General features: G+C 45.2%; 10 protein-coding genes. 6 read left to right on the top strand and 4 right to left on the bottom strand.

Translation table 11 applies throughout. The annotated features are described in order from the left end of the window. Positions 1 to 11 precede the first annotated feature (11 nt). Positions 12 to 1,418 (top strand): sensor domain-containing diguanylate cyclase, encoded by a 1,407-nt coding sequence (locus K5L93_RS11825; protein ID WP_220721511.1) that lies wholly within the window; start codon positions 12 to 14, stop codon positions 1,416 to 1,418. A gap of 43 nt (positions 1,419 to 1,461) precedes the next feature. Here K5L93_RS11825 and K5L93_RS11820 read toward each other — a convergent pair whose 3' ends face one another. Next, positions 1,462 to 1,989: a DUF4136 domain-containing protein gene (locus K5L93_RS11820; protein WP_220720029.1), complete on the bottom strand. Its 528-nt coding sequence runs from the start codon at positions 1,987 to 1,989 to the stop codon at positions 1,462 to 1,464. A gap of 417 nt (positions 1,990 to 2,406) precedes the next feature. Between K5L93_RS11820 and tcdA the strand changes: the two genes are divergently transcribed. Together tcdA and K5L93_RS11810 are read left to right on the top strand one after the other, a co-directional pair. Then, positions 2,407 to 3,189 carry a tRNA cyclic N6-threonylcarbamoyladenosine(37) synthase TcdA gene (gene tcdA, locus K5L93_RS11815; RefSeq protein WP_220720028.1) on the top strand — a complete coding sequence of 261 codons (783 nt, stop codon included), beginning with the start codon at positions 2,407 to 2,409 and terminating at the stop codon, positions 3,187 to 3,189. A 366-nt stretch (positions 3,190 to 3,555) separates the two neighbouring features. Next, positions 3,556 to 5,190: a methyl-accepting chemotaxis protein gene (locus tag K5L93_RS11810; RefSeq protein WP_220720027.1), complete on the top strand. Its 1,635-nt coding sequence runs from the start codon at positions 3,556 to 3,558 to the stop codon at positions 5,188 to 5,190. Between the two features lie 69 nt (positions 5,191 to 5,259). On the opposite strand, the gene K5L93_RS11805 is transcribed toward K5L93_RS11810, so the two are convergent. The 3 genes from K5L93_RS11805 to K5L93_RS11795 are packed head-to-tail and all read right to left on the bottom strand — an operon-like array spanning position 5,260 to position 10,058. Then, positions 5,260 to 8,331, bottom strand: a complete 3,072-nt coding sequence (locus tag K5L93_RS11805) for an efflux RND transporter permease subunit (RefSeq protein ID WP_220720026.1) — start codon at positions 8,329 to 8,331, stop codon at positions 5,260 to 5,262. Positions 8,332 to 8,342: 11 nt separating this feature from the next. Continuing rightward, positions 8,343 to 9,464 (bottom strand): efflux RND transporter periplasmic adaptor subunit, encoded by a 1,122-nt coding sequence (locus K5L93_RS11800; RefSeq protein ID WP_220720025.1) that lies wholly within the window; start codon positions 9,462 to 9,464, stop codon positions 8,343 to 8,345. A gap of 15 nt (positions 9,465 to 9,479) precedes the next feature. Next, positions 9,480 to 10,058 (bottom strand): TetR/AcrR family transcriptional regulator, encoded by a 579-nt coding sequence (locus K5L93_RS11795; protein ID WP_220720024.1) that lies wholly within the window; start codon positions 10,056 to 10,058, stop codon positions 9,480 to 9,482. A gap of 166 nt (positions 10,059 to 10,224) precedes the next feature. Between K5L93_RS11795 and rep the strand changes: the two genes are divergently transcribed. The 3 genes from rep (at position 10,225) to K5L93_RS11780 (ending at position 16,897) form a co-directional block, all read left to right on the top strand. Further along, on the top strand, positions 10,225 to 12,252 hold the full coding sequence (gene rep / locus K5L93_RS11790) for a DNA helicase Rep (protein ID WP_220720023.1): 2,028 nt from the start codon (positions 10,225 to 10,227) through the stop codon (positions 12,250 to 12,252). Positions 12,253 to 12,446: 194 nt separating this feature from the next. Next, complete coding sequence (locus tag K5L93_RS11785) at positions 12,447 to 13,547, top strand: protein kinase family protein (protein ID WP_220720022.1); 1,101 nt, start codon at positions 12,447 to 12,449, stop codon at positions 13,545 to 13,547. A gap of 275 nt (positions 13,548 to 13,822) precedes the next feature. Then, positions 13,823 to 16,897 carry an alpha-amylase family glycosyl hydrolase gene (locus tag K5L93_RS11780; RefSeq protein ID WP_220720021.1) on the top strand — a complete coding sequence of 1,025 codons (3,075 nt, stop codon included), beginning with the start codon at positions 13,823 to 13,825 and terminating at the stop codon, positions 16,895 to 16,897. The last annotated feature ends 85 nt before the right edge of the window (positions 16,898 to 16,982 follow it).

Here is a 16,982-nt window from a genome sequence, read left to right as displayed (position 1 = left end):
GCTTATCTTTTATGCTGTTGTGCGCCTTTTGGCTAACCTCATGGTTAAGCTACCAAGTTGCCCATACTTCACTAAGAGAGCAAATTGAATCTAATCACCTGCCGTTAACTAGCGATACCGTTTATTCGGAAATTCAACGAGACTTATTACAACCGATCTTTATTTCATCATTAATGGCGCAAGATACCTTTGTTCGCGATTGGGCGATTTCCGGCGAAAATGACGCTCAACCAATGATTCGTTATTTGGACAACATTCAACGGCGCTACCAAACGATTACTAGCTTTTTTGTTTCTAGCCACAGTGGCCGTTACTACCATCCCTCTGGAATAGTAAAAACCATCTCCAAAGACGATCCAGATGATGCTTGGTTTTATCGCGTCAGCCAATTACCCCCTTCCCAAGAGTACGAAATCAACATTGACTACGACACTGCAGACCAAAGCAGAACAACAGTTTTTGTAAATTACAAAGTATTCGATTTTGAAGAAAAGTTGATTGGTGTAACCGGGGTTGGGCTTAACATCGAGTTTGTAAAAGAGCTTATTCAAGTCTACCAAACACGCTATCAACGCAGCGTTTACTTCATCGATGCCTTAGGCAATGTCACCTTAAGTGGCGCTAACTACCAAGGCCCTAGAAACATTAGCTTGCGCAAAGGTTTAGCCTCTCAAGCAGCCTCATTACTTAGCGGAGCTAAAAACAGCTACCGCTTTAGCGAAGACGGTCAACAGCACTATTTGAATGCTCGCTATATCCCAGAATTTAATTGGTACCTAATTGTTGAACAGCAAGATGTTCCAGCGATTCAAGATCTAAAACACACGCTTTGGATAAACTTAAGCATTAGCCTGCTAGTTACGGTTTGCATGTTAATTGTGGCTAACTTTACCCTAGGCCGCTATCAACGCCGCTTAGAAACGCTGGCATCCACCGACAAATTAACCGGTATCTATAATCGTCAAACCTTTGAAGGTCGCTTAGAGCAAGTTATAGATATTCAACACCGAGCCAACAGCCCCTGTTCCATCATCATTTTCGACATCGACCACTTTAAGCAAGTTAACGATAAGTATGGCCACTTAGTGGGTGATAAAGCCTTAAAAAAAGTAGCCGAAATAACCCGCCAGTATATTCGCCAATCGGACATTTTATGCCGTTGGGGCGGTGAAGAATTTATTGTTTTGCTGCCTAACTGCGATGCATTAGCAGCCCTAGAAGTGGCCGAAAAGATCCGTTTAGCCGTGAATCAAAGCGAACTCGATATTGATGGCAACTTACTTACCATGAGCATTAGCTGTGGTATTGCCCAAATAAAAACCCATGAGATCCTTGCCAGCCTATTGGTCGATCGCGCCGATAAAGCGATGTATCGCGCCAAGCAAAATGGCCGAAATAGAAGTGTATTAGCAGAATAAAACTTGCCCGCTAAATAGGCTATTTAGCGGGTGTTTTAATCTATTAGTTGGCTTTGGGCGGGTAGTTTTCTAACATCAAGGCGACTTGTTCATTGATGAACTTAGCACGACTTTCTGGCCCCATGGTTTCACGTAGTTGGCTTTGTGAAATCGAACGCCAAACCAATGTCTTGGTTTTTGGGTCAAAAAACTCTACCACCAGTTTTCCGTACTTACGTTCCTTATAACGGTCGGGTGAACTCACCCCTATTGCACCATGACGGCGACCTACACCTATTGAGAATGAACCGCCATAAGATTCTAGCTCAGTAGCCACATCAACCCGATAATCAACTAGCATGTCGGCCTCTTCCACCGCTACGGCTTGCATGCCTTTAGCTTGTAATTGAGTGGTTAATTCTCGCTCAATGCGTTGACCATCAATCGTCACCACCGCATCTTCTGGCATAGGCGCAAAGGCAAAATCTTTGAACTGAGAGAAATCTTGATCAACGTTGTAATCTAGCGCTGGTTTTACCGTGCATGCAGCGGCCATAAAAGACAAACACGCAATCGAAAAAATTCGAAACATAGTTCACTCCAAGTGCTTATAAGCACAAATTTCAATACCTTAAATCTAACACAAGTACGCCAATTTACCCCACCCCTTATTGCTGTGACTAGGGGCTGTTAATCTTTGGTGTTGAAATTTTGTTCGAGATAAGCGGGCTTTAATCGCGGCGAGCACTTTGAAGCCTAGTGGGCTAAGCAAGAAGTGCTTAACAAAGAGTAAAGTTCACTTATCCGAACCCTTCGGGCAGCATTTCTTAGCCATTTATTCAGCGTTAGCGAGTGATTATTAAGCCCACTTAACTGCACACTCACTGCCTTACCTAAATGGCTAATAAATTGCTGCAAAAACCATCAGCAAAGATCAACAGACCCTAATGCTTAAACAAGCACCTTGGCTTTGCTATAATCGACGCCGTTATTTTTATAGTGGTTTATCATGTCTCAATTTGAACAACGCTTTGGCGGCATTGCCCGCCTTTACGGTCGCTCGGCGCTCAACACCTTCCAACAATCCCACGTATGTGTAATTGGCATTGGTGGTGTCGGCTCGTGGGCAGCAGAGGCTTTGGCTAGAAGTGGCATTGGTAAAATCACCCTGATAGATCTCGATGACATCTGCACCACCAATACCAATCGTCAGATCCATGCGATTACTAACACTGTTGGTCAGTCAAAAACCGAGGTAATGCGTCAGCGTATTTTGCAGATCAACCCAGAGTGCCAATGCCTAGAAATTGAAGATTTTGTCACTAAAGATAACCTTAGCGAATACATCACCAAAGACTTTGATTATGTGATTGACGCCATTGATAGCGTAAAAGCTAAATCAGCCTTAATTGCTTACTGTAAACGCAACAAAATCAAACTCATAACGGTAGGTGGCGCAGGCGGGCAAATAGATCCTACGCAAATCCAAATTACAGATTTGGCCAAAACCATTCAAGATCCTCTAGCAGCCAAAGTCCGCAACGAGCTGCGTAGATTCTACAACTTCAGCAAAAACCCAAAACGTAAGTTTGGGGTAGATTGCGTGTATTCTACCGAGCAACTTATTTACCCAAGCAGTGATGGTGAAACCTGTATGGCTAAGCCCGACGCAGGCGGTAGCATGCGCATGGATTGCAGCAGTGGCTTTGGTGCGGTCACTCACCTCACCGCGAGTTTTGCCTTTGCAGCGGTGTCTCGAGTGCTGAAAAAACTGGCCAGCAAAAGCAACTAAAACGTCTAAACAATATTCACTAAGCCTTAAAAAACTAAAGGATTACCTCGTTTTTTTAGCTTGCTGTTCTATGCTTAAGTCACTAGGGGCTGTTTATCTTTCGAGCTGATTTTTGCAGCTGTTTGTGGCTTATTAATACAAGGCAGAAGCTTTAATGTGTAGTGAGCCTACATGAGAAGCTGATAACGCAGTAGAAATAAGCCACAAACGCTCCCCGAAGGGTTCGGCTAAAATCGTTTTATGCTTTGTTAAGGCGTATTTACCTAGAATGCTAGGCGACACACGCCTCGCCGCGCTTAAAACGATTTTGTCTCGAACAAAATTTAGCCGCGAAAGATAAACAGCCCCGAGCAAAGGAGAGCAAAAATGTCTTGGGATAAAACCAGCCTACGCTTCAAAATACTGTCGGTTCTTGTTGCTTCGTTAGTGCTGCTTATGGCGGTAGCCATATACACAGCGCTGCACCTAAGAGAAACCGCAAACAGCTTTGATAAACTCACCCGTAACGAAGTACATCTTGAAGAAGTGGCTCTGCTGTCCCACATAGCATTTAAAACTCAAATCCAAGAATGGAAAAACGTGCTTTTGCGTGGTCACGACCCTGAGCAAAATAAAAAATACTGGGACCGCTTCCAAGAAAAGCAACAACAAGTACAAGAACAAGTGCGGCAACTCGTTAGCGAACTAAAACAAGCTAACTATCCAGAGCTTGTCATTATTGCCGAAGAATTTTTAACCTCACATAGAAAACTAGGTTCAGCCTACGCCAAAGGTAAAGCCGAATACGAAGCTGCAGGCTTTGATTTTAAAGTTGGTGATAATGCGGTAAAAGGCATTGATAGAGCACCGTCAAAATCAATGGCGCAGCTTAGCGACCAACTTAAATCGATAACCGCCGTATTGGTAGAGGAAAATACTGAGCGAGCTCATCAAGTGAGTAATATTAGCTTCATTATCATTGGTATTAGTAGCTTACTCGTTATTGTGGTCAGCTTCTTATTTATGGAGAAGCAATGCATTAAACCCATCAACTCATTGGTTAAAGACATCGACGTATTAGCCAATGGTAAACTCAACATTAAAGTGCATCTTGAACGCGGTGACGAACTTGGCAAGTTGGCCAGTGCCACTCGAAAACTACAACAGTTTTTGCTCAGCACCGTATCTGATTTAACTCAATCAGGGGAACAATTGCATAACTCATCCAACATGTTAAACAACATGTCAGAAGATCTCGCGAAAGGAACTCACCAACAACGTGAAAGTTCTGATTTAGTGGCCACTGCCATTCAAGAGATGTCGCACTCGGCCAACGAGGTATCGCAAAATGCCGCCAATACCGCCGATACCACCCATAATACCGACTTAACCGCACACAATGGCGCCGCAGCGATGAAGCAGGTGATAGCCAGCATCAATACTCAAGTTGCTGACATTAGCCACGCTGGTGAGGTGGTTAAAGATTTAGCCGCCGATGCCAATAACGTGGGTGCGGTTCTAGCTGTAATTAAAGGTATTGCCGAGCAAACTAACTTGCTGGCACTTAATGCGGCCATTGAGGCAGCGCGCGCCGGTGACCAAGGGAGAGGCTTTGCCGTAGTAGCCGATGAAGTAAGAACCTTGGCGCAAAAAACTCAACAAAGCACTAGCGAAATTCAAAGCATTCTCGAGAAGATTCAAGGTGGTGCTAACAACGCAGTAACCGCCATGGAGCAGAGCCAAAGCCGAACCGACGAAGTTGTAGAACAAGTAGAAACAGCAGAAAGCTTGTTGTCGGAAATTGTTACCTCTATAGGCAGCATTAACGAAATGAACTTACACATTGCCTCTGCCGCAAAAGAGCAAACTACTGTTGCTGGCGAGATTGCTTCTCTGATTGAGCGTATTGCCGATGTGGCCGCGCAAAACTCTCAGCAAGTGGATGAATCTAATCAAATTAGCGGTCAGCTCAACCAACTGGCCGATGACTTTAATCAGCAATTAAAACGCTTTGAGTATTAAGCTATTTGTATCGCGATTATAAAAAAGCCCAAGCAATTGCTTGGGCTTTTTACTAGCGACAGTGTTGGCTTAGTCGGCCACCGTATCACCCACCAAGTGATCAACACTTGGCACAGGTTTATGGTTTGCGCCTAAGTAAGAGTAAATCACTGGTAATACGAACAAGGTAAATATCGTACCAATAGATAAACCCGCACAAATAACCATACCAATATCAAAGCGCGCTGCAGCACCTGGACCAACAGCAAGCAGCAATGGCACCAAGCCCGCCACCATTGAGATGGTGGTCATCAAAATTGCTCGCAAACGAATTCGAGCAGCATGACGAATCGCGGTGATCTTATCTTCACCTTTCAAGATTTGACGCTCTTTAGCCACTTCACACATCAAAATACCGTGTTTGGTAATCAAACCGACTAAGGTAATCATACCAATCTGAGTATAGATATTGAGTGAGGCTAAGCCCCAGCCCATCATCAGCAAGGCACCACAAATCGCTAGCGGTACCGACACCATAATCACAATGGGGTCGCGTATGCTTTCGAACTGCGCTGCCAACACCAAGAAGATAATCGCCAATGCTAAACCAAAGGTGGCATACAAGGCCGAACCCTCTTGCACAAACTGACGAGATTCACCTTTGTACTCAAAGCCATAACCCTTAGGTAAAATCTCAGCAGATTTTTGCTCTAAGAACTTAAGCGCATCTCCCATGGTTTGGCCTGGCATTAAGGCCCCATTTAAGGTTACCGAGTTAGTTTGGTTCATTTGTAGTAGCGAACTTGGCTGACCGGTTAAGTCCCATTCAATTAAATTAACCAGCGGTACCGGGCTACCATCAACGGTTTTCACATAGAACTGGCCAATTGCCTCAGGGCTTAAACGGTCTTCGCGCTTAACCTGAGGAATCACCTCATAAGAGCGACCATCATAGTTAATGTGGTTGATGTAACCATCGCCCATTAAAGTACCTAGTGTGCTGGCGATGTCGGCCATTTTCACCCCATAGGCACCGGCTTTATCACGGTTAACTTTAATATCTAAGGTGGCCGTTTGGAACTTAGTATCTAAGTCGGTAAATACAAAGTAACCACTTTGCATAGCAGCTTGTTGTAGCTCCTGCGCTAGGCCCACCAAAGTGCGGTAATCACCGGTACCTTGCAATACAAACTGCACCGGGAAACCACCACTGGCACCGGGTAAAACCGGCAGCGGGAACGAAGCTACCGATACACCAGCGATGTCGCCAGTTTCGGCTTGAATCGCTTTAACCAGCTCATCTTGGCTCATGGTGCGATCTTCCCACAAAGTGGTGTTCAAGAAGCCTAAACCCTGAGTCGCACTAGGTATACCCGCCAAAGTAAATGCACTGGCAATATCGTCCAAAGCCATGCCTCGTCGGCCCACTTCGGTGGTGTATTGATCCATGTAATCAATGTTTGCACCGGCTGGGCCATTAGTCATAATCATCGCTGCACCTTTATCTTCGGCAGGTGCGAGCTCGGAAGGAATAATCTTAAGCAATGGGTACAAAGAGCCCATCACAATAATGGCGAAGATCACCACTACAGGGCGGTACTTTAATACCCCACCAACAAGTTTGTCGTAGCCACTGTCTAAACTATCTAGGAATTTATGAACGCCTACTTCAAAACGGCCCGGATTAGGGTTGTGCTTAAGCAGTACCGAACACATCACCGGCGATAGCGTTAAGGCAACAAACCCCGACACTACAACCGCTCCGGCAAGGGTAAGGGCAAACTCTGCAAACAATACGCCGGTTAAACCTTCTACCATGGCGATCGGCGAGTAAACTGCTGCTAAGGTAATGGTCATCGAAATTACCGGCAAGGCAATTTCTCGGGTACCAACAATGGCAGCATCAAAGGGTTTCATCCCTTGTCGAATATGCCGATCAACGTTTTCCACTACCACAATGGCATCGTCCACCACCAAACCAATAGCCAACACCATGGCCAGCAAGGTGAGTAAGTTTAGCGAGAAGCCTAGGGCTTGCATCGCCAAACACACCCCAATCAGCGATAACGGAATCGCAATAACCGGAATCAATACTGCCCGCAAGTTACCCATGAACAAGAAAATCACTACCACTACAATAATGGTGGCTTCCACAATGGTAGTAAGTACTTCATTGATCGATGATTCAATGTATTCCGTTGAATCATAAAGTACTTTCATGCCCATGCTATCTGGAAGGTTAGCTTCTAGCTCTGGCAACATTTCCGTAATCAATTTTGCAACGGTTAGCGGGTTGGCGGTGGGTGTTGGGTCAATCGCTACTACAACCGCCGTTTGTGCATCGGCTTTCGCTCGCACGGTTTCACGGGCAGAGCTTAGCTCAAGTTCAGCGACATCGTTTAAGCGAACAATGCCACTTTCACTGCGCGCAACAATCAACTGCTCAAACTCAGCACGGGTTTTAAGATCAGTATCTGCTTCCACGTTATATAAGAAGAAGCGGCTTTTAGCCTGACCTGGTGCTGACCTAAAGTTATTATTTTGTAAGGCGCTAACCACTTCTGCCGCAGTAAGTTTATGGTTTGCCAATTTTACTGGATCTAACCAAACCCGCATTGACAATTGCGGCCCGTAAACATTGGCCTTGGCAACGCCCGTTACCGTAACCATTTGCGGCTGCACATTACGGTTTACATAATCAACAATTTGCGCCGCTTTTAGCTCATCACTGCTAAAGGCGATGTACATAATCGAAGTACTAGAACCAGTTGAGCGCGAAATATTGGGATCTAAGGCTTCACTGGGTAAACGCGCACGTACTGCGTTTACTTTAGCCATAATCTCCGACAGCGCGGCATCTGGGTCGGCACCTGTCTTCATGTAAGCCGTAATGGTACTACTGCCCATAGAAGAGTTAGATTCCAAGAAATCTAAGTTATCCGCCTCGGCAATCGACTGCTGCAATGGCTGGGTAATAAAACCCTGAATAACTTCTGCAGGTGCACCATAATAAGCGGTGCTCACGGTAATAACCGTGTTGGTTAGCTCTGGATACTCACGAATTTGCAGCTTAAATACTGATTGAATACCAATAATCAGCAGCAGCAAACTTAAAGACAGCGCTAATATCGGTCGCCGAATAAAAATATCGGTAAATCTCATGACCTACGCTCCTAATCTTTTGGCAAGTTTTGGTCGCGTTGTACGAAGCTATCTTCAACAATACGAACCAGCGCCCCGTTGCGTAAACGCACTTGGCCAGAAACCACCACTTGCTCCCCTGCCTTCACGCCTTTATCGATAACCGCAACATCGCCGCGACGTTCACCCACCGTTACCGAGCGCTGTTTAGCTATTAAGGTTTCGCTGCCGTCGTCTGCAGTTGCTCTTTCTAACACGTAAATAGATTCACCGTACAAGGAGAACGAAATAGCCTGCTGCGGCACCACAATTTGATTAGGCTTAACCGCTTGCCAAATACGTACACTAGCGTACATGCCAGAGCGCAAAAGCCCTTCAGCATTAGGAATGGTAGCCTGTACCTGAATCACACCACTTTGTGGGTCAACGGTTGGTTCAATGGTGGTGATCTTGCCTTTAAACCACTGCGCAGGATAAGCATCAGAGTTAAGCTCAATCTCGGTACCAACATTAATTAGCGATATATCTTTTTGCGGCACAATAAAGCGCAGCAACATATGATCGAGGTTCTCTAAACGAGCAATGTCATCACCCGCTTGCAAGTATTGACCAAGGTTGATTTGGCGAATGCCCATTACACCGTTAAACGGAGCGCGAATATCGCGGCGCTCAATGGTGGCTTTAAGAGCTTCAATATCACTGACCAAGGCAAGGTAGTTAGCTTCCGAATCATCAAACTGGGTTTGCGAAACCGAACCACGCTCCAGCAAGGTTTTATTACGCTCCATTTGGCGCTTAACCGCCGGAAGCTTAGCCTTAGCACTAGCTAGGTTAGCTTTTTCAACGTCCGCTTCTAGGCTCACTAATAGCTCACCCGCTTTTACCGTATCACCCGATGAGAAATGAATTTTGGTCACTAAGCCCGCTACTGAGCTACTAATATTCACACCTTGGTAGGGCTCAATAAATCCAATTGATTCAATCGCTGGCTGCCAGTCTTCCGCATTCGCCATAGCGACTTCTACTGGCATTTCTGGCACCGGACGATTAGCCATAAATTCGGCAATCATCTTTTGCTTAAACAAGTAAAATCCAAACACACTGCCAAACAGAATCACTGTTATGACTAGCATGATTGCCATCCATTTTTTCATTTCCCACTCCAATCACTAAGGGTGTATGGTAATAGCATCCCAGCTAGCTAAAAGCGCGGCATCCATGTCTTGCTTTGTAAAATTCACTTCTCGCAGTTGAGAAAAGCGACAAATTTCGAGTATTTGGCCAAAGGCCAAGGCGTATAACATTTCACTTGGTAAAGGTTTAAAGCAGCCTTGCTCAACCCCTCTACTAAAAAAAAGTTTTACTGGTTTAAATAATTCTTGGATAAGCGCTCTATGGCGAGCATTTTTCGGTAAGGTTTCTAAATGCACCCACAAGCGTTGAACGTTTACATTCTCTTGATGGTAATGTAATGCATTTAGCCACAAACAACGGTGACTAGCCTGCAAGCTTTGCGACTCATCAACACCGGCTAAAAATGCCTCAGCAAACAAGCGTAAATTACGCTCATGCAGCTCCGCCATCAATTCGTCTTTGTCTTTAAAATACAAATAGATAGTGCCAGTGGCTACTTTTGCTTGCTTGGCCACACGATGAATAGACACCGCTTCAAGCCCTGATCTATTAATCAGCGCCTCAGCAGCCATCAATATACGTATACGTTTATCTGAAATCATAAAAATGAACATTTGTTCAGTCTTTTCGCGATTATATTCCTCATCAAAAAACAATCAATGAATAATTGTTCATTTTACAAAATCTTACCTTTGTTAAAGAATATGAAAGCAACAAGGCAGCGTAGATCAGCCCTCTATGATCGGCTAGAATGCACGGCCCGTTTAGAAGGAAAGCTTCGTGAAGTTAAATCCCGCACAAGATAAAGCCGTTAGTTACGTCTCTGGCCCCTGCTTAGTATTAGCAGGAGCGGGCAGTGGTAAAACACGGGTTATTACCAACAAAATTGCCCATTTAATTCAAAACTGTGGCTATAAAGCCAAAAACATTGCCGCGGTAACCTTCACCAATAAAGCCGCCCGCGAGATGAAAGAGCGGGTTGGTCAAACCATGGGACGTAAAGAAGCACGGGGATTACGGGTATGTACCTTCCATACCTTGGGTTTAGACATTATTCGTCGTGAATACCGCAGCCTAAAGCTAAAACCCAACTTCTCGTTATTTGATGACCAAGACCAAATGGCCTTGCTTAAAGAGCTCACCGAAAAACAGCTCGAAGGCGACAAAGACTTACTCAAGCAACTGCTAAGCTGCATCTCTAACTGGAAGAATGATTTGGTATTACCGGCGCAAGCGGTGGCAAGAGCTACTGGCCAAAGCCAGCAAGAGCAATTGTTTGCCCACATGTACCAAGCCTATCAGCGTCAGCTTACCGCCTATAATGCACTAGACTTTGATGACCTAATTTTAATGCCTACGCTACTGCTCACTCACGACGCAGCAGTGCGCAAACGTTGGCAAGATACCATTCAATATTTATTGGTAGATGAGTATCAAGATACCAATACCAGCCAATATCAATTAGTAAAATTAATTACCCAAGAACGCGCCTGCTTCACCGTGGTGGGTGACGATGACCAAAGCATTTACTCTTGGCGCGGGGCTCAGCCTAAAAACCTGATGCAACTGCAAAAAGATTTCCCCGCTTTAGAAGTGATTATGCTGGAGCAAAACTATCGCTCAACCCAGCGGATATTAAAATGCGCCAACATCCTTATCGAAAATAATGAGCACATTTTTGAGAAGTCGTTATTCTCCGAGTTAGCCTATGGCGAACCGCTTAAAATCCTCTTTGCGAAAACCGAAGAGCAAGAATCAGAACGCGTAGTGGCCGAGCTAATTGGTCACCGCTTCATGAATAACGCTAGCTATAAAGATTACGCCATTTTGTACCGCGGAAATCACCAGTCTCGATTGCTCGAAAAAACCTTAATGAACAATCGGGTTCCCTATAAAATTAGTGGTGGTACTTCGTTTTTTGCTCGTGCTGAAATCAAAGACATCATGGCCTATTTACGGGTACTGGTGAACCAAGATGACGACAACGCCTTGCTGCGTGTCATCAATACGCCACGTCGCGAAATTGGCCCAACTACCTTAGAAAAAGTGGGCACCTACGCCAACGAGCAACAAATCAGCTTGTTTGCAGCCACTACCCACATAGCAATGACCAGCATTTTACCCACTCGGGCCCTTAATGCAGTAAATCAATTTAGTGAGTGGCTATTAGCATTAGCCGAGCGCGTTGAGCGAGGAGACGCTCAGCAAGCTGTACGCGACATGATCCGTGATATTCACTACGAAGATTTCCTCTACGAAACCAGCCCTAGCCCTAAAGCCGCTGAAATGCGCATGAAGAACGTCTCTGAGTTATTTCGCTGGGTGAGTGGCATGCTCGAGGGCGATAATGACAACGAACCCATGACCCTGCCGCAAGTGGTTAATCGGCTGATTTTACGCGACATGATGGAACGTGGCGAAGAAGACGAAGAAAGTGACCAGGTTCAATTAATGACCTTGCACGCCTCAAAAGGTTTAGAATTTCCTTACGTGTATCTCATCGGCATGGAAGAAGGTTTATTGCCCCACCAAAGCAGTATTGATGAAGACAATGTAGAAGAAGAACGTCGCCTTGCCTATGTAGGGATTACTCGTGCCCAGCGCGAACTCACCTTCACCTTAACTAAAGAGCGTCGCCAATTTGGTGAGCTTATCAAACCAGAACCAAGCCGTTTTTTATACGAACTGCCACAAAACGATTTAGTGTGGGAGCAACGCCGTAAAAAAGAAACCGCAGAAGAACGCCAAGAAAAAGGCAATAAGGGTATTGCCGCACTGCGGGCAGCATTAAACAAAAACAACAGCTAACAGCACACTCTTCAATAGCCGTCATCGTTCACTCACATTTAAGAACAACGATCTTAAATGTGATCCTGCGCTAATTCCCTTCTATAGGCGCATATTATTTGTGATCGAAACGGTTTTCATCCCACAAAATCCGCTTACTCAGGCCTTTTATGAGAATAAACTCACAAAGTAGAATACAAGGATGGAGAGCAAGGATGAATGCAATTGTTGAACAACGCCAACAGGCGCAACTGCATTTTCAACAAGGTGAGCAGAATATTGTGGTGGGAGACCCGACAAACTGTCCACTGCCTCCCGAGCAGTTAGCCTCGTTAGAATTAGACTCTCCTTATGTTGTTGAAGTGTTTAACGGTGGTTTAACCGCTACGGTTATCCACTTATGCATAAATGGTCGCCATTACAATTTAAAGAGGCGTCGCCCTCAAGCTTTAGTGCACAACATTGATGGCGAAACATCCTTCCTTAACGAAGTGCAGCGCCGTCGTGATATTCAAGCATTAAAAGATCAACCAGTTACCGCTAAAGCCTACCAACACATCGTTGCTACTTTGTATGCCGATTACCGTTTAGGTTTCATTTTGTCACCTTGGATAGACGGCAAACCAATTTGCAGTTTTAGTCGTGAAATTTTTCGTCAAATTTTTGCTACACAGTTTGCATTAGAACAAGCGGGTTTAATGGAATGGGACATGTCACCAGGCAATATTTTGTATGACGGTCGCCACATTCACCTATTTGATTTTGGTTATATGTACCCCTTCGACCCCCTTGAGCACTATAACAGCGATGGTCTAAGTGCCCCCGAATTTCATGCTGTTGAACGTCTTGAAACGCGCAATGTATTTGGTTACCTGTTGCGCTATCAAGACGTGATGACCGCTGCAGACCAACTAGCGGTATATCGCGAGCTAAAAGAAGCCGCATTAGATATCTATACTCAAAAGCTCATTTGGCTAAAACAAAACTATGCTCAACCTGCAATTATCCAATGGCAAACAGAAATTATTGAACGCTGGGAATATGCGTTAGACAACGAGCGCTCACTGAAAAATCTATTTATTGCTGAAAGCTTCCGCTCCCACTGTTTAGACATTGCCGACGACATTAGTGGCAAGAGTTGCACCCCAATGACCTTAAAGCGCATCGACAAAGTCATCACCATGGCTGCCACTGTCTACTTACAACTTCAAAACAACGGCGCGCTGTTGTTTGACAACGCAGAGCTAGAGCAGGTCGACCTAATCAAAAAATACCAAGATTACCGTCAACTAGCGGCCCAGTACCAACAGAAATAAATCCTACAATTCAAACCGTTAAGCTTTATTTACAAAGGCATCAACTTATCTTGATGTCTTTGTGATGACAGGCTCACACTTCTATATATTTTTTATCCTGCGCTTATGTTTTTTCTCTAACATTGCTATAGCCATGGCCAGCAGAATGATCTGCGCTGTGGTCGAACAACTATAACAATGATTAAAAACCACTAGCGTTGAGCGAATTTACAAAATTTTCGCCATAACCGGGTGGTTAAAAATACAGCAAGAAAAACAGTATAAGGAAAGGATCCATGAACAAGTTAACAATCGCTCTCGCGGGGGCGACGTTGCTGTCTGCGCCTGTGGCAGCCGAATGGAACTTTAGGGGTACGCCAAACCAATGGCAATCCACTCCCCTTGCGGTAGTTTCAGGAACCGAATACACCACTTGCCAAAGTTTTGGTAGCAATGATCCACGTTTTAAAATCGATCGCTTTGGCGACTGGAACGAAGCTTACCCAAGCGCAGATGTGCGCGTAGACGCCAATAAAAACTACGAAATTCGCTTCTTTAGCGACAGTAAAAACATCACCACCACAGAAGTAGCCACTTGCGGAGATGTAGAGCCACCAGAGGATAGCTGGTTCTATCGCGGTACTTCCAATGGTTGGGCTGCCACAGCCATGACCAGCAGCGATAACCTAAACTTTTGTACTACCCAGAGTTTTGCTAACGATAACCCACGTTTCAAAATCGACCATTATGGCGATTGGAACGAAGCTTACCCAACAGCAGACTTTATAGTAACTGGCAATGCTAGCTACCAGATTTGTTTTAACGCCGATTCAAAACAAATCACCGCAACGCCAACCACGACAGAAGATACTCAAGCTCCTACAGTAAGCGCTAGTCCTGCAGCGGGCTCTTACACCCAAGCTCAGCAAATCAGTTTGAGTGTGAGTGATAATCAAGACAGCGCACCCAATATCTACTGCACTACCGATGGCTCAATACCTACTCAAGCTTCACCGCTATGTAACAATGCAAGCTTTACTGCTAGCGATGTAGTAAGCGACGGGGTAGATTTAAACTTGAAGGTATTTGCGGTTGATGAAAGCGGTAACTCCGCAGTGAGTATTTTTGATTACACCATTAGCGACGCCCCAGCAGATACTTGGTACTTCCGCGGCACACCTAATGGTTGGCAAACCACTCTAATGGCCAGCAGCGACGGTAATAACTACTGCACCACGCAAAGCTTTGGCAGCAACAATCCGCGTTTCAAAATTGATCATTTTGGCGATTGGACCGAAAATTATCCAAGCGCTGATGTATTAGTAGACGCTAACTCTACTTACCAAATCTGTTTCAACGCCAACACCAAAGCAGTAAGCACCGTTAAACAAGGCTGCGAGCCTAACTGTGGTAGCAACAGTGAAACCTTAGGTGCGGTTTACTCCGCAGAAAGCACCACCTTTTCAATATGGTCGCCAGAGCATAGCAATGTAAAAGTGGTGGTTGATGGAGTTGAACACACGCTACAAGCAGTGCCTGATTTTGCCGGTTACAGCCAAGTTTACCAAGTAACCGTTGCAGGCGACTTGCACTTAAAACCTTATACCTTCCTTATCAATGGCGTTCAGGTTCGCGACCCATACGGGAAGATGTCACAACCTGGTACTGGCGATTACGAAGCCATTAACATTGTGATGGACATGTCGCGCACCGAGCCAGTTGGCGGCTGGGCTGCTCGTCCTGCCTTAATTGAACGTGAAGATGCAGTGATTTATGAAGTGCACGTACGCGACTTTACTATCGACTCAAGCTCGGGTGTAAGCGCGGGTAACAACGGTAAATACTTGGGCATGGTTGAAACCGGCACCACAATTAATGGTGTTAAAACCGGAATTGACCACCTAAAAGAGCTAGGCGTAACCCACGTACAACTATTGCCAGTGTACGACTTTGCCACCTGTGATGGCCTGCCAGACAGCGACCCTTGTTACAACTGGGGTTATGACCCACGCAACTTTAACATTCCAGAAGATCGCTACTCAGCCGTTCCAACTAACTATGAAGAGCGAGCGCGTGAGTTCAAAACCATGGTGAACGAGTTCCACAAAGCTGGGATTCGAGTCATTATGGATGTGGTATACAACCACACCTTTGATGATGAAATGTTTGAGAATATTTCTGCTCAATACTATACCGCCAGCGACTTGTCTGGCACTGGTAACTCGATTAATGCAGATGTACCAATGGTAAGCCGCATGATCCAAGACTCTTTAGAGTATTGGGTAGACGAATACGGCATCGACGGTTTCCGCTTCGACTTAATTGGTATTTTTTCTTATCAGGAAGTTGAAAAATGGGGGCGCCACTTAAACGATACCTTTGCAGACCGCAAGTTATTGATTTATGGCGAACCCTGGAACGGTTACGCAACAGATCCTCTAGAAGGTCAGCGAGTTCGTTACGGTACCACTCACCATCTAGTTGATGAAAACATTGGGGTATTTAATGGCGCTTTCCGCGAATCATTAAAAGGCTCAAATGACGATACTCGCACTGGTTACATGTTTAATAATGTAGCTGCTGCTGAATCTGGCTGGGCGATTTACGATGGTTTTCAAGGTTCGCCCTACAATCCCAACGATGGTCGTAACAGCACTTGGTTCCGTAATTACGCGGCCGATCCAGAACAAAGCATCAATTACATTTCGGCCCACGATAACTTTGGCCTTTGGGATAAGGTGTATTTAAGTACTTCAAGCAATGTGCAGCAAAATAGCTCGCATCAGGTGATTAGCTTTAATCCACCTAGCGATTTAACCTACCCTAAACGAGTGGTTAATTTTGGCATGGGCATGATACTTACCAGCCAAGGCATACCTTTTGTGCATGCCGGCGACGAGTTCCTGCGCACCAAAACCAATAACCAGCAAATTAGTAACCCATCAGCTTGGAACTATGGCGCCCATGGCGGTACGCATAATACCTACAACGCACCAGATAGTTTCAATGCAATTCGTTGGTCTAACAAAGCAGATAACATCGCCACCTTTAATTACTTTAAACAACTTATTGAATTGCGCCGTAAACATGCGGGCTTGCGCATGAATACCAGCCAAGAAGTTGCACAGTACTTAAATGTTAGCCGCCCGGACCAATTTGGTGGACAGGTGATAACAGGCCACATCACCGACCCTAGCGACAGCCATAACCTGTTTATTGTGTATAACAGTGGGAATAACCAAACGGTAAGTTTACCTGCAGGTAGTTGGACTAAGGTAGCCGATGCCAATGGAGCCGTTAACACTAGCAACGTGTCAGGTAGCACCGTGGTAGAAGGCACCGCAGTTACCATGTTTACTCAAGCCAAATAAGTAACACTAGCCCTTAACACTCAAAGCCCAAGTGATTCACTTGGGCTTTTTACTTAAAAAACAGTTTAAAATAACCAGCTAAAAA

Origin of the sequence: Agarivorans litoreus, from assembly GCF_019649015.1 — a bacterium.
Lineage (GTDB): Bacteria > Pseudomonadota > Gammaproteobacteria > Enterobacterales > Celerinatantimonadaceae > Agarivorans > Agarivorans litoreus.
Note: the sequence above shows the minus strand (reverse complement) of the source record. Positions and strands in the feature narration are given on the sequence as shown.

What these genes read in the sequence shown, in the direction of transcription:
- K5L93_RS11825 (WP_220721511.1), top strand. Translation starts at nt 12, where the DNA reads ATGCTGTTGTGCGCCTTTTGGCTAACCTCATGGTTAAGCTACCAAGTT.
- K5L93_RS11820 (WP_220720029.1), bottom strand. Translation starts at nt 1,989, where the DNA reads ATGTTTCGAATTTTTTCGATTGCGTGTTTGTCTTTTATGGCCGCTGCA.
- tcdA (WP_220720028.1), top strand. Translation starts at nt 2,407, where the DNA reads ATGTCTCAATTTGAACAACGCTTTGGCGGCATTGCCCGCCTTTACGGT.
- K5L93_RS11810 (WP_220720027.1), top strand. Translation starts at nt 3,556, where the DNA reads ATGTCTTGGGATAAAACCAGCCTACGCTTCAAAATACTGTCGGTTCTT.
- K5L93_RS11805 (WP_220720026.1), bottom strand. Translation starts at nt 8,331, where the DNA reads ATGAGATTTACCGATATTTTTATTCGGCGACCGATATTAGCGCTGTCT.
- K5L93_RS11800 (WP_220720025.1), bottom strand. Translation starts at nt 9,464, where the DNA reads ATGAAAAAATGGATGGCAATCATGCTAGTCATAACAGTGATTCTGTTT.
- K5L93_RS11795 (WP_220720024.1), bottom strand. Translation starts at nt 10,058, where the DNA reads ATGTTCATTTTTATGATTTCAGATAAACGTATACGTATATTGATGGCT.
- K5L93_RS11785 (WP_220720022.1), top strand. Translation starts at nt 12,447, where the DNA reads ATGAATGCAATTGTTGAACAACGCCAACAGGCGCAACTGCATTTTCAA.
- K5L93_RS11780 (WP_220720021.1), top strand. Translation starts at nt 13,823, where the DNA reads ATGAACAAGTTAACAATCGCTCTCGCGGGGGCGACGTTGCTGTCTGCG.